The sequence below is a fragment of the Pseudomonas sp. BN102 genome (genome assembly GCF_029871245.1).
Lineage (GTDB): Bacteria > Pseudomonadota > Gammaproteobacteria > Pseudomonadales > Pseudomonadaceae > Metapseudomonas.
Genome location: NZ_SSON01000070.1, coordinates 261096 through 284373 on the forward strand (window position 1 = coordinate 261096; position 23278 = coordinate 284373).

22 protein-coding genes and 1 tRNA gene are annotated in these 23278 nt (G+C 58.5%); 4 read left to right on the forward strand and 19 right to left on the reverse strand.

The genetic code is table 11. The annotated features are described in order from the left end of the window. Window positions 1–312 precede the first annotated feature (312 nt). Together E8F12_RS17410 and E8F12_RS17415 are read left to right on the forward strand one after the other, a co-directional pair. Window positions 313–1386 (forward strand): type IV toxin-antitoxin system AbiEi family antitoxin, encoded by a 1074-nt coding sequence (locus E8F12_RS17410; protein WP_280326462.1) that lies wholly within the window; start codon window positions 313–315, stop codon window positions 1384–1386. After that, window positions 1374–2243, forward strand: coding sequence for a hypothetical protein (locus E8F12_RS17415; protein ID WP_280326463.1), 870 nt, complete (start codon window positions 1374–1376; stop codon window positions 2241–2243). Before E8F12_RS17410 ends, E8F12_RS17415 begins: the two co-directional genes overlap by 13 nt. Before the next feature lie 253 nt (window positions 2244–2496). Here E8F12_RS17415 and E8F12_RS17420 read toward each other — a convergent pair whose 3' ends face one another. The 9 genes from E8F12_RS17420 to E8F12_RS17460 all read right to left on the reverse strand — a co-directional run bounded on the left by E8F12_RS17420 (window position 2497) and on the right by E8F12_RS17460 (window position 8914). Then, entirely contained in the window at window positions 2497–3321 is an 825-nt protein-coding gene (locus E8F12_RS17420) for a hypothetical protein (RefSeq protein WP_280326464.1), read from the reverse strand. Window positions 3322–3483: 162 nt separating this feature from the next. Next, a complete protein-coding gene (locus tag E8F12_RS17425) occupies window positions 3484–4422 on the reverse strand; it encodes an ADP-ribosylglycohydrolase family protein (protein ID WP_280326465.1) in 939 nt (312 codons plus the stop codon). 409 nt (window positions 4423–4831) lie between these two features. After that, window positions 4832–5137 carry a hypothetical protein gene (locus tag E8F12_RS17430; protein ID WP_280326466.1) on the reverse strand — a complete coding sequence of 102 codons (306 nt, stop codon included), beginning with the start codon at window positions 5135–5137 and terminating at the stop codon, window positions 4832–4834. 52 nt (window positions 5138–5189) lie between these two features. Beyond that, complete coding sequence (locus E8F12_RS17435) at window positions 5190–5561, reverse strand: hypothetical protein (protein WP_280326467.1); 372 nt, start codon at window positions 5559–5561, stop codon at window positions 5190–5192. A 217-nt stretch (window positions 5562–5778) separates the two neighbouring features. Next, window positions 5779–6012 carry a hypothetical protein gene (locus tag E8F12_RS17440; protein WP_280326468.1) on the reverse strand — a complete coding sequence of 78 codons (234 nt, stop codon included), beginning with the start codon at window positions 6010–6012 and terminating at the stop codon, window positions 5779–5781. Then, window positions 6012–7985, reverse strand: coding sequence for a hypothetical protein (locus E8F12_RS17445; protein WP_280326469.1), 1974 nt, complete (start codon window positions 7983–7985; stop codon window positions 6012–6014). The genes E8F12_RS17440 and E8F12_RS17445 overlap by 1 nt, the downstream gene beginning before the upstream one ends. Before the next feature lies 1 nt (window position 7986). Next, window positions 7987–8154, reverse strand: a complete 168-nt coding sequence (locus E8F12_RS17450; protein ID WP_280326470.1) for a hypothetical protein — start codon at window positions 8152–8154, stop codon at window positions 7987–7989. After that, window positions 8151–8459 carry a hypothetical protein gene (locus E8F12_RS17455; RefSeq protein ID WP_280326471.1) on the reverse strand — a complete coding sequence of 103 codons (309 nt, stop codon included), beginning with the start codon at window positions 8457–8459 and terminating at the stop codon, window positions 8151–8153. Before E8F12_RS17455 ends, E8F12_RS17450 begins: the two co-directional genes overlap by 4 nt. Window positions 8460–8638: 179 nt before the next feature. Beyond that, entirely contained in the window at window positions 8639–8914 is a 276-nt protein-coding gene (locus E8F12_RS17460) for a hypothetical protein (RefSeq protein WP_280326472.1), read from the reverse strand. Window positions 8915–9841: 927 nt separating this feature from the next. Between E8F12_RS17460 and E8F12_RS17465 the strand changes: the two genes are divergently transcribed. Both E8F12_RS17465 and E8F12_RS17470 read left to right on the forward strand, forming a co-directional pair. After that, window positions 9842–10732 (forward strand): site-specific integrase, encoded by an 891-nt coding sequence (locus E8F12_RS17465; protein ID WP_280326473.1) that lies wholly within the window; start codon window positions 9842–9844, stop codon window positions 10730–10732. Further along, window positions 10729–11346 carry a hypothetical protein gene (locus E8F12_RS17470; RefSeq protein ID WP_280326474.1) on the forward strand — a complete coding sequence of 206 codons (618 nt, stop codon included), beginning with the start codon at window positions 10729–10731 and terminating at the stop codon, window positions 11344–11346. The genes E8F12_RS17465 and E8F12_RS17470 overlap by 4 nt, the downstream gene beginning before the upstream one ends. Before the next feature lie 248 nt (window positions 11347–11594). On the opposite strand, the gene E8F12_RS17475 is transcribed toward E8F12_RS17470, so the two are convergent. The 10 genes from E8F12_RS17475 to E8F12_RS17520 form a co-directional block, all read right to left on the reverse strand. Then, the gene (locus E8F12_RS17475) at window positions 11595–15107 is read right to left on the reverse strand and encodes a DUF4020 domain-containing protein (RefSeq protein WP_280326475.1); all 3513 of its coding nucleotides are present in this window, start codon (window positions 15105–15107) and stop codon (window positions 11595–11597) included. Between the two features lie 356 nt (window positions 15108–15463). Further along, window positions 15464–16786, reverse strand: a complete 1323-nt coding sequence (locus E8F12_RS17480) for a replication protein (protein WP_280326476.1) — start codon at window positions 16784–16786, stop codon at window positions 15464–15466. Window positions 16787–16834: 48 nt separating this feature from the next. After that, complete coding sequence (locus tag E8F12_RS17485) at window positions 16835–17101, reverse strand: hypothetical protein (protein WP_280326477.1); 267 nt, start codon at window positions 17099–17101, stop codon at window positions 16835–16837. 151 nt (window positions 17102–17252) lie between these two features. After that, the gene (locus E8F12_RS17490) at window positions 17253–18320 is read right to left on the reverse strand and encodes a site-specific integrase (RefSeq protein ID WP_280326478.1); all 1068 of its coding nucleotides are present in this window, start codon (window positions 18318–18320) and stop codon (window positions 17253–17255) included. A 106-nt stretch (window positions 18321–18426) separates the two neighbouring features. Beyond that, a tRNA-Thr gene (locus E8F12_RS17495) sits at window positions 18427–18502 on the reverse strand. A 292-nt stretch (window positions 18503–18794) separates the two neighbouring features. Then, complete coding sequence (locus tag E8F12_RS17500) at window positions 18795–20009, reverse strand: methyltransferase (protein WP_280326479.1); 1215 nt, start codon at window positions 20007–20009, stop codon at window positions 18795–18797. A gap of 88 nt (window positions 20010–20097) precedes the next feature. Continuing rightward, a complete protein-coding gene (locus E8F12_RS17505) occupies window positions 20098–20787 on the reverse strand; it encodes an ABC transporter permease (protein ID WP_280287782.1) in 690 nt (229 codons plus the stop codon). Further along, the gene (locus E8F12_RS17510) at window positions 20784–21479 is read right to left on the reverse strand and encodes an ABC transporter permease (protein WP_280326480.1); all 696 of its coding nucleotides are present in this window, start codon (window positions 21477–21479) and stop codon (window positions 20784–20786) included. The genes E8F12_RS17505 and E8F12_RS17510 overlap by 4 nt, the downstream gene beginning before the upstream one ends. 47 nt (window positions 21480–21526) lie before the next feature. Next, entirely contained in the window at window positions 21527–22279 is a 753-nt protein-coding gene (locus tag E8F12_RS17515; RefSeq protein WP_280326481.1) for an ABC transporter substrate-binding protein, read from the reverse strand. An 18-nt stretch (window positions 22280–22297) separates the two neighbouring features. Continuing rightward, the gene (locus E8F12_RS17520) at window positions 22298–23071 is read right to left on the reverse strand and encodes an ABC transporter ATP-binding protein (RefSeq protein WP_280326482.1); all 774 of its coding nucleotides are present in this window, start codon (window positions 23069–23071) and stop codon (window positions 22298–22300) included. Window positions 23072–23278 lie beyond the last annotated feature (207 nt).

Genomic DNA, 23278 nt, shown 5'->3' on the forward strand with positions numbered 1-23278 from the left:
AAGGCCGCCCCGTCAGAATCTCTGTCTTTACGTCCTTCGATAGCAAGCGAGCCCGCTTCAGAACGCGAAATGCCACCGTTTTGCGGTGAATTTAGCCAGCAGGTGGAGACTGATCTGCATTGCTCGGAACGATGACGTATACACAGAGCACTGGCCTTCGGCCCCAGCATACAACTCCTAACCGCCAGCATGGCCATCACTGAGCTATCACCTGTTGGTTTCACTGAATTGTCAGTTTTCAACGAGCGCTGAAAATGATGGTTTCAGTGAAATTGCTTGACCGGTTTTCACTAAAAGGTCTACTTTCAACGAATGATGAAATCAGTCGATCCAGTGAAAATTGAACACCAGTCCGCCGAAGCGCTACGCCGCATCCTGGCTGAGATTCCGGCTGTCGACCGGTTGGAAGTCAGGCACGCCAAGAGGAACGACCAGATCGATTTCATCGCCCAGGTCGAGGTGTTCGGCAAACGGCACACACTGGTAGCTGAAGTGAAATCCAATGGACAGCCGCGTCACGTTCGGGCTGCGTTACTACAGCTACAAGAATACGTGCGGCGCCAAGCTGAGCCCGTAACCCCCGTCTTCATCGCTCCATACCTATCAGCTGAAGCCCAAGACTTGTGCCGGGATTACAACGTCGCTTACCTCGACCTGGAGGGTAATGCGCGGTTGGCCTTTGGTACTTTCTTCATCTCCCGTCAGGTCACTAGCAAGCCAGTGGTTGAACGACGTGAACTGCGCTCCCTATTCAAGCCAAAGTCGGCTCAGGTGCTGCGGCAGATGCTGCGCGCTCCCAAGCACCCATGGCGTGTTGCTGAGCTAGCAGAAGCAGCTGGCGTCAGTCTCGGCTTGGTGAGCAATGTTCGTTCTGGCTTACTGGATCGGGAGTGGGCTGAACGCTCAGAAGAAGGGATATTTCTGTCTGACCCTGACGCCTTGCTCGATGCTTGGAGCGAAGAGTACGAGCCGCCTCCTCACAAACGGATCGGCTTCTATACGACGCTACATGGCTCTTCATTTGACCAAGCTATCCGCATGCTCCCCCCAATGCCGGATGGAAGGGTCCTAACAGCAATGGCGTCGTTTTCTGCGGCACAGTGGCTCGCACCATATGGACGTACTGGCACCCACTATTTTTATTCCGATCAGCAGGGGTTAGAAGAGCTGCGTTCGGCCTTAAAACTCTCCCCCAGTAGCAAAGGGGAGAATGTGATCGTGAACGTACTCGATGATCCTGGCTTATTGCTCGACACTGTGGAGCCAGCACCTGGAGTAATTTGCACCAGCCCCGTTCAGACCTACCTTGATCTCTTAAAAGCCGGAGAGCGAGGGCGGGAGGCGGCTGATTTTCTTCGGCGAGAGAAATTGAAATGGACGAAATGACTCCGAACGAACCGCAGCGGGCTAGTGATTACGACGACCGTACCACAGCGGCGGTCAAGGCCGTTTTGATCGAGATCGGGCAGATCCTCGGCAGCTTCAAAGGGAAATTCGCCGTTGTCGGGGGCGCCGTCCCTTGGCTGCTGTTGAATGACAACGAAGATATGCAACACGTGGGAACACTAGATCTAGATCTCGGCCTAGACGCTGAGGCGCTCGGGGATGGTGAATACGCCAATCTGGTCGAAGAGCTACTTGGTCATGGCTATGCGCAAAGCCAACAGCTCAAACGCTTTCAACTAGTCCGCCAAATCAATGTAGGCGACGGTGGGCCTCCCATCGATGTCATCATCGACTTCCTACGGCCTAGGGATGCAGAAGTCGTCAAGAACGTTCCACCGCTTATCACCGATTTCGCCGTTCAACGCGCTGATGGCGCCGATCTGGCCCTTCGCTTTTACCAAATGGTGGCCATCTCCGGGAATATGCCGAACGGCGGCACCAATCGTGTTGAGGTTGCGGTTTGCTCTATCCCCGCATTACTCGCAATGAAAGGCCATGCCATTGAAGGGCGTTACAAGCAAAAAGACGCCTATGACATCTACTACTGCGTTCGGAACTATCCAGGGGGCCCAGAAGCACTAGCAGAAGAGTGTCGGCCAGTGCTTGAGATTGCCAGCGGCCAGGCTGGTTACACGTTCATCGCCCAAAAATTCGATTCTGTAGAAGGTTTTGGCCCCACTTGCGTGCGCGGATTCGTCAAAGAGACGCAGGTTCTGGGGGATCGGACTCCGGAACAGTGGCAGGTAGATGCATTCGGGCAAGTCGATGCGTGGCTGCGAGCCTTAGGCATGCGATAGCGAACAGTGCCCAGTAAGCAGGCTTCCTCGCACACAGATGTAGAAGTGGGTTGTGCTACAGCGGAATGAAAGTTGGTATGTCCCGAAGAGGTAACGAAAGTTTTCCTTCGTGGCCCCCCAATGCTGAGTATCTCACCCACAGTCCCCTCGGTAATTGCTGCGTGTTTAGTAGTCACAATTGGGCGGGTTTTGGCCGACAGCTGCCCTCGGCGAGCGGCACCTTCCGACTAAGGATGAAAGTACGGCGATAGACTTACTTCCGGTCTCGCGAATTGTTCTTCTTGTTTTTCTTAGAGCTCTTTTGGCTGTGGCGTATCTCAGCGGAACGCTCAGATTTACGCTGCTTCCAACGTTGATTAGTCAATCTTACATCTACGGCTACTTTTTTAGTTATCCCTGACTGGGATGGGATAACGCTTTCATAGAAATACTCGATGAAAGGTGAAGGGTGAACTTCTTCTTTGGTCAGGCTGTACTGAATCAAACTGCATCCGAGGTAAGACTGTAGCCCGCCGAGAACGATAGATATCTGCAGGAATAAGGCTTGAGGGAAGCTCAATTCGCCAGATGAATTTTTAATCAGAAGCCCTATTGCCACTCCAAAGTACATGACTGCAGGGAGCGTCTTCTTCAAAAATACGACCTTGGCGACTGGGTTTCCAAACGGTTTCAATCGGCAGCATTGTATTAATGAGTAAAATGCACCGATTAAGAGAGGGACTCCAATGAAAGCAATATCTATGCCAGAACTCGAGTAGTCGGCAGAGTCAAGCCAGTAAACGAGAAATAGTAAAATCGCGCCTATTACTGAAATCACCAAATCCTTTTGTAGAGACTCGGCATATTTCAAATAGAAAGCACCATTTTTATCAAGGCGCGAGTGAATGTAGTCGCATATCAATACATAACCTGCTGGCCAGAACGCTGCAGAGGTCAAACCAAAAGCGCCCAGTGCTATTGAAATTCCAATGCTCTCTATAGTGTCCATTCCGGGAGCCAGGCTCAGTGCAAACCCGAGGCCCCAGACCAAGCCGATTACGAACAGAGACGAAAACATTACACGATGGACGGTGCGCATTTTTGCTTCCTTGACGACGCGAGAGCGTGAGCGTACTGACTTCAAGATTTGTCCGCAAAGGGATAAGAAAGGACAAGGGGAAAGATTTATTTTCTCTACTCTAAACGTCCGCATGTGGCCGATCTCTGCCGGTCGTGACCGGCAGAAGTCGTCTCGGAGCGGTCATCTTCGATTTTCAGGGTTTGTAAGTGCCCTGGCGGTTGCTGCCTGAAGCAGCGCCATCGCAGTGTCCTCAATTTCTTCGCCCATATGCAGCGTGTCGAGCCATTTGGATGGAATTCCTTGTTTTCCATAGAACGCCCCAGCTACTTGGCCCGTGATGGCAGCCGTGGTGTCGGCATCGTCACCGAGATTCGCTGCTTCCAATATCGCCGACTCAAAAGATTCTGTAGTCCAGAAGCACCAAAGTGCCGCCTCCAGCGATGCAACGCAGTAACCCGTGCCCTGCACCTGATCGCGACGCTTGTGCATAAAGCTTCCGGTAGAAAGGTCCCTGATTGCCGGCTCGGAATACATGGCCGGAGAGAGGTCGAAAATTGCCTCCTTCGGTCTACCTTCAAGGGCATTGGCAATGACATCGGCCAATAGTTGGCATGATTGGACTGCTTCGGCGGCTCCGTGAGTAGTGCACGAGCTTTGCCGCGCAAACATTGCGATGTTGTCTCTATGCGGAAAGTAAAACAGGACAACTGGCGCCAGTCGCATGATTGAGCCATTACCGGCAGTCTCGGGCTCGATTGAGCCGGCATAGGGTTGACCCGTACTTTGATAGCTCATCAATGCCTGTCTGACCGTTACGCCAATATCGAAGCACTGACCAGTCGAACTCAAATACCCCCACTGCCACCAGTTGAGATACCGCGCCATCTGGTCCTTGGCGTCAAACCCGTTCTTTGCCAGCAGGCTTTCTGCCAGGCAAAGAGCCATTGACGTATCGTCAGTCCACTGACCGGGTGCAAGAGCGAACGGCCCTCCGCCTTTCATGTCCGTGAGGGGGCGGAATGTGTTGCGAGGACAGAACTCAACGGTAGTTCCAACCGCGTCACCGCAAGCTAGGCCGAGCAGGCACCCGGCAAAGCGGTCTACGAGATCCTTCTTCATTTCCACTCCCTGAATCCAAAACCGAGATAGGCTAGCTATTGCTGAAATAGCATATACATCATCACGACGAGCGTCCGCTCGTGGCCGATTCTGTTGAAAAACTCCCTCCGCAATGTCTGGCCGCGAAAGTGAGCGGCTAACGTTGAAATCTGAGCCAGCGTCAACACTGAATTGCTCCAGATTTCGCATAGCGACGCCTCAATCGGATGTTTTTCCGGCCTCGAATGAGTGAATCGCGACGACACCGACTTTTTCAACAGAATCGGCCGATTGCTGCCCTTTGCAGCCGGCAGCTGTGGGTCGTGTGCTGCCGGTCGTTTGGCCTGTCACACTGCATACAAGAGGCTGGTCGATCCGAATGAAGGTGCTTGGCCGGTAGGAATGCAATCTGATGGTCAGGTCGGCGCAACTACGTACACAAGCCTCCCAATTGATTACCGACGTAACTGCCGAGCACGGCCGCATTGAGCAGGATGGCTGCGTTCGTCCAGTCAGGTTTCCAGCTTCGCACCCCGGCATAGAAAAATGATACTGCGCCGAGGAGGAGGCCAAACGACACCACCTGTGCGCTCAGCAGCAGGCCGAGCAGGGAGCTATTGGCCGTGGCCGAGGGAAACCACGCTCCGCCAGCGGAGAGCGCGAAGCTGAAGTTTGCGACGCTCACGACCAGGAATCGCCACGGAGCCAGAGCAAGACCGAACACACGAACCTTCATGGAGCACCTCCCATTGGATCAGAGGTGCTCATTGTTAAAGGGCTTGGCTGTGTCACGAGCCCCGTTTGTGCTCCTCCATCAGGGGCACGCATTCGTCGCAGATGAGCTCGTAGGGGCGCATCGTTGTCAGTTCGTAGAAATCGCGGGCTGTGCCATGGCCGAGCTGGTTCTGGCAGCAGGTGCAGAACACAGGCATCCGACGATCACCAGCCCCCTGGAACCAGCCGGCGCTGTAGCTGAACTGATCCACACCTTCCGGCATTGGCAGCAAGGCGCCGCCATTGAACCCATGCTCATATCCCCGCTGCTCGCTGTCCTGGTGCAACCACAGGGTTCGTCGTCGATAGCCGGCTTCCTCTTTGCGTTGCCGGTAGCTTTCTTGGCGGATTGCGACTGCACTGCGATGGGGAGACTGCGGTTTCATGGCACTGGGAACCTGGCTGGCGTGGGACGCTAACTATACCGTTGCGTTACCGCTTACGCCTTCTGTAGGATAGCCATGCGCAGGTGGTCGCCCGTTCGAGGTGGCTGGAGTTGTGGATGATGTTGGTGGCTGCAATGCCAACACGCTGCACCTTACGCGCAGACTTCCATCCCGGCTGCGCTGGGTTAAATGACAAAGCCCCCATTCGGGGGCTTTGTCATTTCTGGCTGAGGAAGGGCCAGTCCCCATGCTCGGGATTGGCGAAGGCCAGATCAGGGAATGCCTGTTCCAGATCCGCTCTATCGCCCAGGGCGATGGCCGTCATTACGGCCAGGCGAACCTCCTCCCTATCATCGTCTGCGAGCGTGTTCAGATGAGCCACCACCTGAGTGGCAGAGCTGGCGAACACGATGGCCTCCGCCCAATTTCCTGGCTTAGCGGGAATTCGCATTATTCCTCCCGTTGCTTATCGAGCTTGCGGCGCAGCCGTTCAAACCCGGCCTGGGCGCGTACCTTCTTGTCGTTGGCCATCTTGAGTGCGTTGGCTTGGGTGGCGCGTGTTGGCGTCAAACTGATGCCCCTCGCTCGCAAGATGTCGTTGGAACCACCTGCCGGTCGCGTCGGCGGGCTGACAGGGGGAGGGTTGGGGCGCGTGGGGCGTACACCACTGGAAGAGTTTCCGCCGCCGCCGCCGCTGACGCTGCTCCTGCCGGAAGGTGCGATCCCTGCCCCCCTTGCCCCACCGAACCGCGCGAGGACGGCCATCCCGCCGACAACCTTGGCGACGATTGAGGCCGCATCGCTGGTGGTGGCCACGGCCCCCCGCGCGCTGCCTGCCAATCCGGAAATCGAGACCCCGGTGAGGGAGGAGGCGAGCCAGGTCGCAATGCCGAGCATTACAGCGGCCACTATGCCAAGCCCGGCGCGAAGGATATCGAGATCAGCCCCTGCACCTGACCATCCGCTGGCCATGGCCGCTTGGCCAACGGAGATGCCAGCCATTGCCAGCGAGGTCGCAATGGCGATCGCGTGTGCGAACACCATGGCCAGCAATGGAAACAGCAGCATCGACAGCCAAGAGATAACTACTTGAATGCCACGCAGGGGAGCAATCAGCAGAGCAATGGGGGCCGCGAACAGGACCAGCCAGAACAGTCCAGCCATACCAACGGCGTACATAGGCAAGAGGGTCTGCAATTCCAGCCAGGCTTTCCAGTTCTTGAACATTTGGACTCCTGCCAGGATTCCGCCTGCTGCGGAGGCGCTGCCGCCCGAGACCTCACCTGTGCCGCTCAGTGAACGGCTGAGCAGGCGCTGCCAGGCGATGCCGGCACTGATTGAACCACTTTGAGCGCTTGCACTATGCCCCTCAGACGTCCGCCCCCCAATGGTCTGCAGTGCCTTGTAGGCCTGCTCTGCGCCGAGCTGCGCAACTCGGTATGCCTGCACACAGTCACGCGGGATGAACAGGAGCGACGGTCGGTCAGGATGAGTTGCCATGGTCTCCACGTCGGGAATCTCTGACGTAGCTAGATAAGCCGGATTGACGTTGGCGCGCCCCTGGAAGTTCGCTTCCCAGTGCCCCTGAGTCGGCAACGCGTAGCCAGCGCTGCTGCCCAGGAAAGGCCGTTTCGCTTGCTCCAGAGCCCTCACTCCAGCAGTTCGTCGGTCACGAACACTGCCGAGGTCATAGGCTTTCATAGCACCCTCGCGGGCCGCTCCTCCATAGATCCAGTTGAACCAGCCACCGTTTTCCGCCTTGTCGCCATACACATAGGTCCAGAATCCTGCCGCTGCCGCCTTGGCCTGACTCAGCACCGAAACGGCCTCATCGGGTATTCCCAGTCCGCCGCCGCCCAGCAGACCGATCGCGTGATAGGCCTCCACTGCTGTTTCGTGCTCTGGTCCGGCCACGGCTGTGCGACTGGGGGCACAGGATTGGTTGTAGTCGTGAATCAGCCGGGCTAGATCGCTTCCCTCGTACAGAGAGGCGCTGCGCTCGATCGCGTCGTCCACGGCCTTCTGGGCTGGCACAATCTGCCCGGCAACCTGATGCTCGCGCATGACCTGGTACAACGAACTGGCGTAGATGCCGTGCAGGTTCAATGCGAATTTGAGGGGAACGCTCTGGACTTCCAGCAGTGGTAACGCCGCTCGGCCTGGCTGTGCGAACGTGGTCGGACGCATGCCCAGCAGGAGCAGGCCAAAAATCAAGGCGCCACCCACCAGACCCCTGACCAGTCCGACGTCCGCTACCCGTAGCAGCACCAATATCAGCCACAGGAATCCCACCACGCCAACCAGCGCGACGGAGCTGGCTCCGATTGCCTCAAAAACGGGCGAGGTAGCGGCCAATAGGGACAGCGCCGTGTCCTGCCAGATGCCAAACAACCAGCCAAAACCGGCATAGTCCTCTGCGTCCATCTCAGGCCTCCAGATACGCAGGACTCGGGATGATTTTCAGGACGAGCAGACCTCCGATAAGCAGGCCGGGGAGGAAGCCGAATATTCCCCAATGATTGAGTCCCCAGGTGGCCAACTGCCCAAACACCAGTGAGACGACTGCCAGGGCGATCCAGCGACGGCGGTTCATTGCGCACCTCCCGCCTGGCGGAACCGGTGCTGGAGGGCCTTGCCGATCCGCCACAACCAGCAGACGACCCAGCACGCCAGGAGGGCTCGGCCTAGAACGGCGACGAGGGAGATCAGCGGCACATCCACCCACGATTGGCTGTGCTCCCACTCGGCGTAGGCCGCGTTTGCATAGGCCAGATAGGTGCCGCTGAACGACATCCCGGAAACATGCAGGGCGGCAAGCCCGGGACCGAGGGTCAAGCCGGACCACCCCAGCCAGGTCGTCGTTCTATGTAGCAGCGGTTTCGGTGCAGGTTGGGGCATCGCTCGACTCCTCAATTGGGTAATGAGGTCGAGGCTATCCATGGCCAGGTCGTATCGCCACCGAATCGCTGGGTAAAAACGATCACCATCTGCTTACACGCGTCGCTGCGTAAGCGGTAACGATTTCTTGTGCCCCTGAAATGACAAAGCCCCCAATCGGGGGCTTTGAGCGGGACGTATTAGAGCAGGTATTCCAGCAGATCAGGATCGTCAGGGCCGAGAATGGGGATCGGTTCAGCACCACACATTTCTATCCAGTAGGGAGCGCGAGAGAAACTGACTGTCTCGTCCACATTCTCGTCGGACGCATACTCCGCTTCCATATGGGATCTGGTGCTCAACCAGAGGCTCCCCTCGGCAATGTTTACGTGACCATCTGCGTCGGCTAGAGCGCACAGCGCTCGAGCCCTGATAGTGATTTGCTGCTGTTCATCGGCGGTCATTTGGTTGGTCATTTGCACCTCCAAGTGTGCTGGTTTGTGAGCCACCACAATAGGGCTCGTTACATGTCCTCGCCACCGATTCACCTGGTAAAAGCGAGCACCTCCTGCGCGCCTGCGTCGCTGCGTAAGCGGTAACGGTTTCCCCTGACGTTTTGGCGTGCGCTCGTGCCCCCGCTATGTCAGACCCACTGCGTGGTCCCGCACATAGCGGGGGCACTCGCGTTGAGCCACTTCCGCGCACAGAATGGCGCGCCCATTCCACGCGCCGATCTGCAAACGCCGATAGCGCAGGTTGGCGGGCAGCGCTAGTCTGTGCCCGTTGATCCGCTGGCAGACGTGTATCTGCCCATGGCACCGCCCATGTAAACAACCGAGACGCCCACAGTGATTCTGTGTGGCATAGCCACTCCACCGGCTGCGATTAAACAGGTGGGGTCAGTCGCGTACTGGTCAATAACGCAGGAGCCGATCAGCTCCCTAATCCCGATTACATGGCGAGATCAGTCCGAGCCAGCACCACGGTGCGAACAGGGGCGAACAGGCGAATAGCCGCTGAGTCCGACTACAGTCGGCCAGGTGTTCTTACAGACCATCCTGACCTGCACACGCACAGTGCGTTTTTGCCCCCCGATTCGATTGATCGCATCTTGCTAGTCGATACGCTGCTCCTGTAAAGCCCGCATAGGAGCAACTTCATGAGCCAAATCCCATTTGACCCTCTGGCCGAGGCTGCTCGGCTGCGAAGCGCGACACGCGCACGTCGTAAAACCACTTTTCGGTGCTCCCGGCTGGATCGCTACGCTGGCGAGCTCCTCGCTCTACGGCAGGCCGGCGCGACCATCGCCGAGCTGCAACGTTGGCTCGGGGAGCGGCGAGTGCGTGTGGTCCATACAACCGTTGCCCGTTGGCTGAGTCGGCAGACTGTGGTGGAGGGGCTACTTGGCTAAGTTCTCTTCCTCAGATAAACAGGCCGCCGCTGTTGTGAAGAAGCTCCAGGGGCGGGATGCTGTGCTTAGGTCGGTCGGTACGGTGCGGAACTATGAGTCGGCCCTGACTCGCGTTGCGGAGTGGACAAAATCGGAGCGTATCCCGGGCGGTCTACAAGCACTGTCACCTGAGCAGGCATTACGTTACTTGGAGGTACGGGCTCAATCGGTAGGGCAGAGCGCGCTGAACATGGAGCGCCAGGCGATCCAGACCATGTTCCAGCATGTCACGGGACAACTGGCGCCAGGGCAGACACTCTGCGTGGTGAGGTCCGAACTGGACCAGGCATTGAAGTCCCGTGCCTACACTCGCGATCAGGTTTCGATGGTGGCGCAGGCGCAGCAGTCTCGAAATGCCTTGGCCACCGATGTGGCTCATGCCGCCGGCCTGCGGGCGCATGAATTGCTAACCCTGCGTCGCAGCGATGAGCGTGCGCCCGACCTGCGTCCGGCACGACGCGAGAAATTCCTCGGTCGTCAGGGCGTTCTCTACACCGTCCATGGCAAAGGTGGCCTTGTTCGGCTGGTCATCATTCCTCACCAACTTGTCGTTCGACTGGAGAACCTGCGCCTCGATGCCCCCCGCCAGGTTACGGACAGGGGTATTCACTATCAGCAGCACTACGACCTTGCTGGTGGCCATCGTTGGTCGAGCAGCTACAGCGCGGCCTCGAATCGAGCGCTGGGGTGGTCGGCCGGCGCTCATGGGCTCAGGCACAGCTATGCCCAGCAACGCATGGGCGAACTCCAACGGCTGGGATTGAGCCGACGCGATGCCCTCGAAACTGTTTCGCAGGAGCTTGGGCATTTTCGCCCTGAGATTACCGAGGTGTACCTCCGATGAAAAAAATAATGGAGCCCTTACAAGCATGGCTGAACCAATGGATCAATCCGATTCTGTCTCTCGTGGTGCTGGCCGTGCTGACAGTGTTGCTCTACCAGTGGATGGAGAAGCCTCTGTTAGGCACGCGCCTGGCGGTTTGGACCGGCTATGACTGGCGACCCCTGGCCGTGGGCAGGACCATCTTGCTCCACGCCTGGCCGCTCACATTAGTGGCCTTCTTCTCAGGCTGGCTCTTTGCGCGGGTGATCCAGGTATTCAGCTATGAGCTAATGGCCGGGGCTGACTACCGACGGCGGCTGGCCAACGCAGAGGAGGAAGCGTTACGAATTGCTCGCGCAGAATTGCGCGAACAGGCGCGTCGGTTGCAAATGCAAGAGGGTTGGTGGAAAAGTGAATTGGAGGCACTGCGCTGCCGAACGGACGAGGCCGAGAAGCAGGCCGAGATGGAGACGCGTCGAGCCGATGCTGCTGAGTTGACGGCGGAGGTTGCTACCAAGCGACTAGCGGAGGTTCGGAAATCCAACGCGCAAGGTGCTGCCGAGCGTCAACGACGGAAGCACCGTCGGAACGCTAGGGACGATGACGACGCCAATCCGAACCCTGCGAGATTCTAAGCACCTCCCTGCACCGATGGCGCACCAGGAAGACCTGATGCGCCCCAAGCAACACCATCGCGGCCCAACGAAGCACCTACTGAACACCCAGACGGCACCTATCGCGCCCCTTAAATTGCTATCGGCAAATCCCAGTCGAGCACTCTGGCAGCCTTTCGATGCCCAATGACGCACCGATACTGCCCCAATGAGCACCCAAGTATCAGGCTACGTTTCTGGTGACAGAGGCTAGCCATGCTCTAACCTTCTCACGAGTTAGCCCCAATTCTCGCTAGGCCGTCGTTAAGCTGCCTGCGTAATTCAGGTGCCAACTCAGGTAAACGACCGGCAACCTTGCCGAGATCAGCGACGTGATAGCCGACGGTGCAATTGCAGAGATAAATGAGCAGTTCTGCAGTTTCTGTCGGATAGCGTGTCACTAGATCACTCTCACGCAAGTTGTATGGCACGTGGCAGTGCTCGAGTCGGATATGTGGCGCTCGGACTACCAGTGATACGGCCACGGGGAACAGGTCGCCAAGCTCCGGCAACCACTCGATCATCTTCAGAGTTTCTGATTCGTCCAGTGCGGCGGGTACCGATTGCAGGCGATCCTGCCAGTAGCGGTGTAACCAAGCGTCCCATAGCTGCTGCTTGGCGGGTGACTGCATCTGACCTAAGAAGAAGCCGAGATGAGACACGAAGCCGACACGATCTTCCACGGAGCCATGACGGAATAGGGCTGGCAAAAGCTCTTGCGTCGGGTCGCTCACATGAAACACAGCCAACGCTGTAAAGAACTCAATAAAACGGCTTTGTTGACGCGGGAGATCTGCTCCAATCCTTGCGATAGCGCCGAGAAAGGCGGGCAACAACGCCTCTGCAAGCGCCGGATACAACCGGCCCCAGACTAAGAATCCATCCCAGGCTTGCGCAAACTTTTTCGGGTCGTCGTCGCTGAACAGCGGAATGATGTGCTGCCGTGTCCATCCTTCATCAAGGCCAAACAAGAATGCTGTCTGGCTGGCCAACAGGCTACGCCCTAAGCCACCCTTTGAGGTTGCCTCCTGTGTCACCATCGTGAACCACTGTCGGTAGTTCTCAGGCAGCGTGCGTTCGACACCTGTCCTGCCACGCATGAGCAGGGTCAGGCTGTTTAACCAGAACTCAACAATGACACCGGCCGGCCGATTGATAGCACGCGATAGCCAATCATCAATCTCCTCGTCGTGAGCGTCAGGCAATAGGGCTTGCCAGACAGGTAACGCGACTCCGTTCGCCTCATCCAGCAAATCCAGAGCGAAAGGCTTGCCGCCATCTTTGACGAGAGCGAAAAGCAACCTGGCAATGTCGGAGGGATGCGCCTCGTACAACTCTTGTCTCGAAACAATCAACAATAATGCACGCCACTCCTCTATCGCGGGATTAGACTCCTGCAATCCCCCTATTACCGCGGACCACAAATCAGATTGCCATAGCGAACGAGCCTCCAGCGCCGCCGTCAGTGCGAATGACCAAGATGGATTCTGCTTACAAGCCTCTTGGATCGCTGTGACTAAACCCCTTCGATCTGGCCCGTCGAAGTGACTGCCTTGGAAATTGAGTAAGTCATCAAGGTGCTCAGCTGGCTCCTGAGCCAACAGCTGCTCAACGGTCCACGGGCTTTGAGACCCCACCCAACCCGCTGAACCAGTCCAGTGGGTAAGGTCGGGATGTTCTGAAGGCTGCCACTCTGGATACTCAGCTTTAATCGGCGCCAATGCAGCGCCGGCTAGCGGACAGTCGGGTTTCGAATGGAGCAACCACGACAGCCAATCGAAATGCACTCGCGCAGTGCGCTGCTCTGCGGGCCAGTTGTCGCTGTCCGACATTTTTTGTGCGAGCAAAGCGTCTATGACGACCTGACGCACTTCATCGTCAGCAGTGGCATAACTCAGGGCTACTGCGCGGTGAACTTCATGGTGTGTCGAAAGTTCGTATAGATCGACGCGATCTAGCATCCACCTCAAGCGCTCGTTCGCCGATTTTTCTGGTTGCGCCGTCGTTGCGTGAATTGCCAGCCGCCGCAGCAAAGGTACATCTGATGCTACTAGCGTCTCGATCCAGGCGTCGGCTAATACAGGTACGTTGGCGGCAAGCCATTCCAGTGCGTCTCGTGCCGCATCAATTAGCATGTCGATGGCTTCAGGGTAACGGTCCTGCTCATGCGGTTCTATCGCGGAGCGGCCGTAGCTCACTGGGTCCCACGTTGGGGACGCCTTATCCCAAGCCGCGAGATCGTGGTGCATGTTTTCCAGGTGCCGCGCAACGCTGGAAAGCAGTGGCTGCGCTACAGAGGCGAGATGAGGCCTTAAATGCTTCACCCAAACCTCATTCAAAGACCAGTGGTCGGCCAGCAGTTGGCATTCTGCTGCTAGACGACTTCCTGGCTCGTCTTCCTCTCCTCCATTCCAGGCGAACCCTGGTTTGATGTTGAGCCTGTGCTCGCCCATCAAGAGGAACACCTTAAGCGTATACGCGACTAGACCTTGGTCGGCGCATCGTTCGGCAAGCCATAACAATACGTGGTGGTCGGCGTTAGGCGGTGCTGTGGCGAGCAAAATCGTAACCCAGCGTTTGAGCGCCGACTCATCGAGCAACTTTTCCTTCGTTGCACCCAGCTCGCGGCCAATCGACCACCACACAACTGGATTCAGTCGTAGGCCGTGTTTAGCGACCAACTCGAAAATTGCATCGGGATGCTCGATCGCGAAATGCTCCGCCAGCCACCATGCCAGGAGCCTGTCCCGCTCGTTCAGCTCGGCTACGCCGAACAGCGCGTCAATATGCTTGCGCGCACTCAACCATCTCGGCCACGCAGCACTCCGCGCAACATTTGTGAGAAAGCGCGTGGTATGTACTTCACGTAGCGCTTGTTCAACTTCGCCAATCGCTTCTTCGTCTGTTGGAGGCTCTCGCCCGCCAATTTCAGCCAGCCTGGACTGCCAGTCCAATGCACCCCGTGTGGCTCGCTCGGCAAGTGTTTGCACACCTTCGTAAAGTTCCTGGTAGGCATCAGCCCCCATTCCGCGATTGAAACGAATGGGCTTGATGCCAAGGAGATCCCAGCTTCCATCTTCGTCGGTGAGAGCGAAACGGCCCGCAACTCCTTCTGTTGGTAATGCGCGGGCCAGATAGTTCATCACCACATCGTTGTGGCTATATCCCACGAACAACACTGTGTATCGGCGGAACACATCCACCAAGAAGCGTCTGGCCCAGCCTTCGGTTAAGTAGGCTCTGCCAAAATCTGCGTCCGTCAGAACGAGACTTCGTGTACGCGGCAGTGCGCCATGGAGGTGGACGATGCCAGTGAAATCGTTGCCCAGTGGTAACGCAGGAGCGTGATAGGTATCCAGCGTGGCTCCGAACAGGCTTTCTGCCGCAGTCTCAAAATGCAGATCGAAGTTGGTGGTCACCAGCCTCACGTGCTCCACCGTGCGGAACAGCCGCAACAGATCGTAGTGCAAATTATTGGGCGCGCTGCCAGCAGGTGACAGTAAATGGGCAGCGCGTTCGTGGACGGCCACCTTGCGATGCTGTAGCTGTCCTAGAAAGCGATCCAATGGCTCGGATGGGGCCATCCCAGTGCCCTGGGCAATATCACTAGTCAATTTCCAAAAACTGGCCAAATTCGACGGTGGCCCCATCGAAACACCAGCACCAGCAAACACGACGAGCTTCTCGTCGCGTAGCGCGTCCAGCACGCAGTCGTCAAAGTCGACATTCGCTAACTTGGTCATCGCACGCCCATCATCGGGAGGTAAGTATTTGCGTTTTTCGGCAATGGTTTAGGTCTTTTCAAATTTCCATTTTTCTTTTTTTACCACAGCCTTGCCTCTCCTTTTCTTTGTAACAACTGTGACGGCGGGTTGGGCTGGCGTGGAAATATTGTTGCCCCTCTTTTCGCGGCAGGCTCCGGGACGAGTGGCACCGCAAATGCGAATGCCCACTTCAAATCGTGTTCTATCAGCCGCTACGACGCAGCTGGACTAGTCAAATGCAGTCTGGGGTCATAGCCAACGCAGATTGTTGGTCACGAAGGGCTCGGCTAGGCTTCGCCATTAGTAATACGCACGGACCTTGAACACCCCTAGTTTCAGTGGTTGAGGTAGTTCGATACAGAGCCGATCGATATGCCTATGCGCTCCGCTATGGCTCGTACGGAAAAGCCCTGTGCACTGAGCGCTCGCGCTGTTGACCGCTTAGCACCAGCGATACCTAGATAGGTTTCCCTATCGATCGATCCAGCATCGCGCCTACGGGTCTCCTCGCGTGCCCTGTGGCGCTCTCTGGCCACCTCCCTACTAATAATCGTACGAAAGTGTTTTTGTTCGCATGACGTGATCTGAAGCAGGTCGATCAGCGTGTCATTCTTGGGAGTGTAAAGCGGGACATGCATTCTGCCTCCGAACTCAACTTTCTCCCCGGCGTTGTAGGCTTTGGCCTTGGCGTAAAGAGTCATAAGCTCGGCGCTTCGGTAGGTCCACTGAGGGTCTAACTGACAGGCAAGCGCAGCTGCCTCGTGGTACATCTCCGCGCTGTGCACTGCCCCTGACAGAAGTAGGAAATTCAACTGCCAGAACAAGTGCTGCATTCGTTCTCCTTCGTTTACGCCGCCGCGCAATTCGGCGAGAGTGCGTAGATCCTCCAACCTATCCCATGCCAATTGTCGAGCATTGAATGTGCGCAGATCGCCCGTCTTGTGGCCGGCCAGGAGCTTGAGCTGCCGACGGTTGAATTGCGCATGCTTTGTAGCCTCAATGTCCCAGCGAGCTGTTGGTAATAGCATTTCGGCCATGTACTCGAACGAGTAGCGTACTGGATGGCCGTCTAATCCATTCTCAACGTGGACGACGCGGCAAATCTCGCCGCTTCTACTGTTCACCGTATTGACCAGGCGTAGCACGCGAGAGGCATCCATGGCGGCAGGGTCGGCCCCAAGCACATCCAGCCTACTTACAAGATGACGCTGACAAGCGTTCCAACGGGGCAGCGCCGCACGCGGCAGGCAGCCGTCTAGTAACCACTTGGCTTGCAAGCCGCGCCCGCTGAAAACCATCAGCGAAGGGGCGGGGATGCCTTCAGCATGGCAGTGATAGAGGGCGTCGGAGGCCTGCTGCTCGGGAGTGCGTCCCTGCGCCCAGGGCTGCCGATAGGTGTCCAGATCGACAAACAGAAGTCCGATCCTGGCCAAATTCACCACCCGGCGATTGCGGCGGAAAAATTCGGCCTGCGAGATCCAGGTATCCCGAGTAGGGTCGACCATTTCCAGTACGGCCGGCATATCGGTTAGGCGATAGGATGATTGGCGCTTCTTATCTGGGAGCTGCACTAGCAGTGCGAAGAAGCCACTTCTCTGTTGATCGTGAAACAGCTCAGCCTCCTCTTGCGGGCCGAGCAACGATAGTTGGTGATCCATAAGACGCAGCTCACGCTGCGTCGCGTTGATCTTTCTCCTGGAAAAACCTCATTGAGTCGCTCCGCCAGCCAAAATGACTGCAAGATCGGCGGCGCGGTAGTAGTTGCGACGGCCGATCTTCACGCGGGTTGAATTGATGGTTCTAGCGAACTCGTTTTGCTGCCACAGGCTCCACCGTAGGCTCTCCAGAGGGCGGTGAAGCACTTCGGCAAGATGGTCGGCCGTGAGCAAGGGACCGAATCGCTCCGTCAGCTCTCGCTCGATTTTTGCTGCTGCGGTGTGTTCTAGAAACTGGGTGGGAATTGCCGACTGCATGGGGAAACCCTCTGATTGGTTTCCTTAACAGTCCCGGCGACCCCCCCAAAAAATGGCCTTTTTGTATTCGTCCCTCTAATTCCCTGTGCTTACCCTAGTTTGCGCATGCGCAAACTTATGCCTCCCTAGCAGTGGCCTATGCTCCCTTGCATTAGCCTGCACTCCCCTGCACGTTATCCAGCCGGCTTACCAAGTCCTCGCCTCTCAAGTGGGTGTAGCGCCTGAGCATTTGCATCGACTTGTGCCCACTGATTGCCGAAACCTCTTGGTCCGAAAGCCCGGCCTCGACAAGTCGACTGACCGCCTCGTGCCGCAGGTCGTGAAAGTGCAAATCCGCCATACCCAGCTTTTTCTTCAACTCGCCCCATTTCTTGGTGAAAGCGTAGGGGCGTCGTTTCTTGTCCTTTCCCGGCTCCCCAAAGAACACCAAGTCGCAGTCAATCGGGCGTATTGGGTTCGCCAGTGCGATCCGAAACGTTTCCGTCGCGACACGATTTAGCGGGACAGTCCGTGCCTCCCCGTTCTTTGTTAATGGCAAACGTACGACCCGGCGCTTTAGATCGACCTGATTTCGGCGAAGGCCTGCGATTTCTGACGAGCGCATGGAGGTCTCCACGGCAATGCGGACAATCCAGCCCAGCATCGGATTGCAATGAGCGTCTACTGCCGCGAACAGCTGGCGCTCCTCTTCAGCAGTGAGGCGGCGGTCGCGGCCTTTGCCTGGGCTGGGCTTGCGGACGTTCAGAAGTGGATTGCACGGTAGTCCTATGCCCCATTCCTGGATGGCGACCGTGTAGAGGTGGCTGAGCAGGGCAAGCTCTAGTCGAACGGTGTTGTTGCTGAGTGGCTTGCCTCTTCGGCTGCGCTCGGACAACCGGGCATCGCGGTACTCGGCGATGAGCATGGGAGTCAGGGCTGCTAGCGAATACTTGCCCAGGCGAGCTGATAGGACCTTAGCGCTGCTTTCCTCCGACTTGGCCGTCTTCGGTGCCTTGGTGGGAGATACTTCTGAAAGGTAACGGTTCAGCGCTTTTTCAAGCGTCATGCGCTCCGAGCTGCCTCGTTCGATGTAGACGCCGCGCACCATTTCATCTTCGGTGCGTCGGGCCCAATCCTGAGCGTCGCGTTTGGTGCGGAAGGTCTTGGCGGTCGTCGGCCAGCCGGTCTTGCGGATAACCGCTTTCCAGGCGCCGGAGGGGGACTTTACGAAGGTTGCCATATGTTCTCCGAGGTTGGCTCGGCACAGGACTGTACCGATTGCGTACCTCGGGAACATCTGATTACGGGGTCAAAAACGAAGAGTCGTTCCAAACCCTTGATGTATATGGTGCCGGCACCAGGAATCGAACCCGGGACCTACTGATTACAAGTCAGTTGCTCTACCAGCTGAGCTATACCGGCGAAGAAGGGCCGCCATTATAGCGATTGGGCGTGGCGAGTAAACCATTACGCAACAGGTGCGTTTGGTTTTCGAATCAGAGGCAGGATGCTTATGCACAATGGCGATTCAGCTGACACGGCCATTCTGAGATTTTGTGCGGCAATTCTCGGATTTTTTCAACCTGCTGTTTTCATTGGCTTTTTGTGGGTTGTCCAAAAAACGTCCAGCTGTCGCTGGCCGCACAGGGGAAGGGCTGGCGGCAGGTTGCCCAGATTTCATCAACAAAGTTATCCACAGGTTCTGTGGGTAAGCTCAGCGTTCGGCCAGCAGCAGGATATTGCGCGGGGTCAGTTGGGTTGGGCAGAAGCTGCCGAGGCTGACCTGGTAACCCTGCTCTTCGAGAAACAGGGCGCGGTCCAGGAGCAGCCAGATTTCCAGTGGGCGGCGGAACAGGCTGCGGGGTAGCTCCAGGTTGCGCACTGCGGCCAGGCGCTGCCAGCCCAGTGCTTCCAGGGCGTCCCAGTCTCGTTCCATTGGCCAGGGCAGCTCCTTCAGTTCGCAGAGTTCGCGGCAGTATTGGGCGAAGGGTTTGCCCAGCCAACTGGTGGGCAGGGACGGGACCGACAGATATTGGTCGCAGCCGCGCAGTTCCCGTTGCAGCAGATCGAAAGCCAGTCGCCGAGCCATGGACTGGTCGCGCTGGCGGCGGACGCGGGCGCCGGCGGTGATGGTTTCGCTGAGCGGCAGGCGCAGGTCGGCCAGGCTCAGGTGAAGCGAAGAAGCTCGGGCCGTGGCGGACAGTGGTCGGTAGTCCGGGGTGCGGATGCGGTTGTAGCAGCAGGGCGCCACGGCCAGTTGGCGGCAACCGGCGGCGCTGGCCAATTGCAGCAGGCGCACATGGAGATCGCCGCAGGCATGCAGGGCGACCGGCGTATGGGCGGCCGAGAGGTGGTGGGCGGCGCTATCGGCCAGCGCGTCCTGCTCCCGGTGCTCGGCGGCAAGACCGAGGCGGCGGCTGAGTTGTTGCCCGTCGCCGACCAGCTCGGGGTCCAGTTCGATGCAGGTCAGTGCAGTGCCGTCATGGGCCAGGCGGCGACCCAGATGCCCCTTGCCGGCGCACCAGTCCAGCCAATGGCCGGGAGCCTGGCGGAAACCGAGGCGGCTGGCGAAGGCTTCTATCTGCTGCCATTTGCGCCCAGGCACGTCGACAGTGAAGGCGGTTGAGACGGTTTCGAGGCGGGCGGCCGGCAGTTCGCCCACCCAGCTGAGGTTCGCAGATTGGGCGGCGAGCTGTGGGTACGGGGCCGGAGCCTGGAGCTGCTCGGGGTGATTGTGGATGGCTTCCGCCTCGGCCAGGGTGCGCTGACGCAGCCAGCCGGCCAGCTCGGGATACCGGTCTTCCCAGGGCAAATGCAGTTCGGTGAAGGGTGCCGGACGCCAGAGATCCTGGTGCGCACGCAGGAAGTTGTCCAGGGCGGCGAAGCGTTCCCGCAGGAGCGGGCCTTGGAGGAGCGCGGGAGTGGTCATGCTGGCGTAGCGGAAGGGAATCGGGGGCGGCGATTATAACGCTGCCGCCACCGCTCCTCATCCCGTGGACGAGGAGCGGTAACCGGCCTCAGCGGCCTTGCAGGGCATCTACTCGCAGCTTGCGTTCGAGCACGCGGAAGGCCCGCACCAGCACGTAGGCGATCAGCAGGTAGAAGAGGCCGGCGGCGAAGAAGATCTCCACCGGCAGGTAGGTGCGGGCGATGATGGTGCGCGCCATGCCGGTGAGTTCCAGCAGGGTGACGGTACTGGCCAGGGCGCTGGCCTTGACCATCAGGATCACTTCGTTGCTGTAGGCCGGGAGGCCGATGCGCGCCGCGCGCGGCAGGATGATGAAGAACAGCGCCTGGAACCGCGACATGCCCAGCGCCCGCGCCGCTTCGATCTCGCCCGGCGGCACCGCCTGGATGGCGCCGCGCAGGATCTCGGCGATATAGGCCGCAGTGTGCAGGGTCATGGTGATCACGGCGCACCAGAAGGGGTCGCGCAGATAGGGCCAGAACGGCCCCTTGCGCACCGCTTCGAACTGCGCCAGCCCGTAGTAGACCAGGAACAGCTGCACCAGCAGCGGCGTGCCACGGAAGAAGAAGATGTAGCCGTAGGGCAGGGCGCGCACGTACCAGTGGCGGGAGGCGCGGGCGATGCCCAGGGGGAGCGCGACGATCAGGCCGGCGAGCACCGCGATGGCTACCAGTTCCAGGGTGAGGATCGCGCCCTGGGCCAGTTGCGGCAGGTATTTGAGTATGACGTCCCAGTTCATGCTGCGCTCCGCTTGAAGCCACGGCCGGCGCGCTTCTCCAGCCAATGCATGCCGATCATCGCGAGGATGGTCAGGCCCAGGTAGATGAAGGCGGCGACCATGAAGAAGGTGAAGGGCTGCTTACTGGCAGTCACGGCGATCTGCGAGCGGCGCATGATTTCCTCGAGGCCGATCACGGAGACCAGGGCGGTGTCCTTCATCAGGATCATGAACAGGTTGCCCAGGCCAGGCAGGGCGATGCGCCACATCTGCGGCAGGATCACCCGCCAGAGGATGCGTCCCTTGGACAGGCCCAGGGCCATGCCAGCTTCGCTGTGCCCCTTGGGAATGGCCAGGATGGCGCCGCGGAATACCTCGGTGGCGTAGGAGCCGAAGCACAGACCGAGGGCGATGGTGCCAGCGGCGAAGGCATTCAGTTCCAGATCGGGGTAGCCGAGCCATTCGCCCAATGCACGCATCAGGTTGACCGTGCCGAAGTAGATCAGCAGGACCCAGAGCAACTCGGGGATCCCGCGCACAAGTGTGGAGTAAGTGCCACCCAGCCACTGCAGCGGCTTGATGGATGATGTCCTGGCCAATGCACCGAGCAGGCCGAGCACCAGGCCCACCGAGAGCGCGGAAAGCGCCAGCTTGATGGTCATGAGGGTGCCCGCGGCCAGGGCCGGGCCGAATCCGTAGAGGTCTAGGGTCATGGGGGTTCAAGTGCCGGTGCCGCGGTCAGGCGGCACCGGCAGGCAGGTCAATAGATGCTGAAGGGGAAGTATTTGTCGTTGATCTTCTTGTAGGTGCCGTCGGCAACGATCTCCTTCAGCGCTGCGTTCAGCTTCTCGCGCAGCGGGTCGCCCTTGCGCACGGCAATGGCGATCTTGTCGTTGTCGAACACCGGGTCGCCCTTGAACTCGAAGTCCTTGCCGGCATCGCTCTTCAGCCATTCCCAGTTGACGAACTTGTCGGCCAGCACGCCGTCGACACGGCCGGAAGACAGGTCGAGGTAGGCGTTTTCCTGGGTGTCGTACAGCTTGATGTCGACCACGTCGGCCATGTTGTCTTCAAGCCAGGTGCCGGCGATGGTGGCGCGCTGGGCACCGATGACCTTGCCTTTCAGGCTGGCCTTGTCGGTCTTGAAGTCAGAGCCTTTCGGGGCAATGAACTGCAGCTTGTTGGTGTAGTAGGGGTCGGTGAAGTCGACGGCCTGCTTGCGCTCTTCGGTAATCGACATGGAGGCGGCGAGGAAGTCGAACTTCTTGGCGTTGAGGGCGGGAATGATGCCGTCCCAGTCGGAAGTGACCACTTCGCACTCGGCCTTCATCTTGGCGCAGAGGGCCTGGGCAATCTCGACGTCGAAGCCGCCGGCCTGGCCGCTGGCATCGATCAGGTTGAAGGGTGGGTAGGCGCCTTCGGTGCCGATCTTCAGCTTGTCGGCGGCGATGGCGCTGGTGCCGAAAGCGAGAGTGGCGGCCGCAGCCAGCAGAATCTTCTTGTAGTTCTTCATGCGATCTTGCTCCGTGTTTTAGCGATTGCTGGACATGAATTGTTTACAGCGCGCCGATAGCGGGTTGTCAAATACCTGCTGTGGCGGTCCCTGCTCTTCTACCAACCCCTGGTGAAGGAAAACCACTTCGCTGGAAACGTTCCGGGCGAAGTTCATTTCATGGGTGACCAGCAGCATGGTGCGGCCTTCCTCGGCCAGCGCGCGGATCACGTTAAGCACTTCTTGTACCATCTCGGGGTCGAGAGCCGAAGTGGGCTCGTCGAACAGGATCACCTTCGGCTGCATGGCCAGGGTGCGGGCGATGGCCGCGCGCTGCTGCTGGCCGCCGGAAAGCTGGGTCGGGTAGACATGGCGCTTGTCGGAGATACCGACCTTGGCCAGCAGGGCCTCGGCGATCTCGGTGGCCTCGGCCTTGCTCTGGCCGAGTACGCGGCGCGGCGCTTCGATGATGTTGTCGAGCACCGTCATGTGCGGCCAGAGATTGAAGTTCTGGAAGACGAAGCCGATCTCGCTGCGCATGCGGTTGATCTGCTTGTTGTCGGCGGCGACCAGCTCGCCACTGCGGCTCTGCTTGAGCTTGAGTTCTTCGCCGGCTACCAGGATCTGGCCCTCGTGCGGGTTCTCCAGCAGGTTGATGCAGCGCAGGAAGGTCGACTTACCGGAACCGGAGGAGCCGAGGATGGAGATCACATCACCGTCGTTGGCGGTGAGCGATATGCCCTTGAGCACTTCGAGATCGCCGTAGCGTTTGTGCAGGTTGCGGATTTCAAGCGCTGGCGTGGCTTGGGCCATGGGGGGTCCTCTTATTGTTCGGGGGCACTCGGGCGGTGGGGCGGCCTTCCTGGCGACGGCCAACCTAGCATAGCGCTTTGCCAGGCGAAAGCCGGCGGGGAGCCCTGCAATGGCTCTGCGAGCGAGGTTGTCGCATCGCTGCAGTTGCTTGTCGCGGTAGCTAAAAAGCCCCGGCATCGGACTGAAATACCCGGCTGGCGCGCTTTA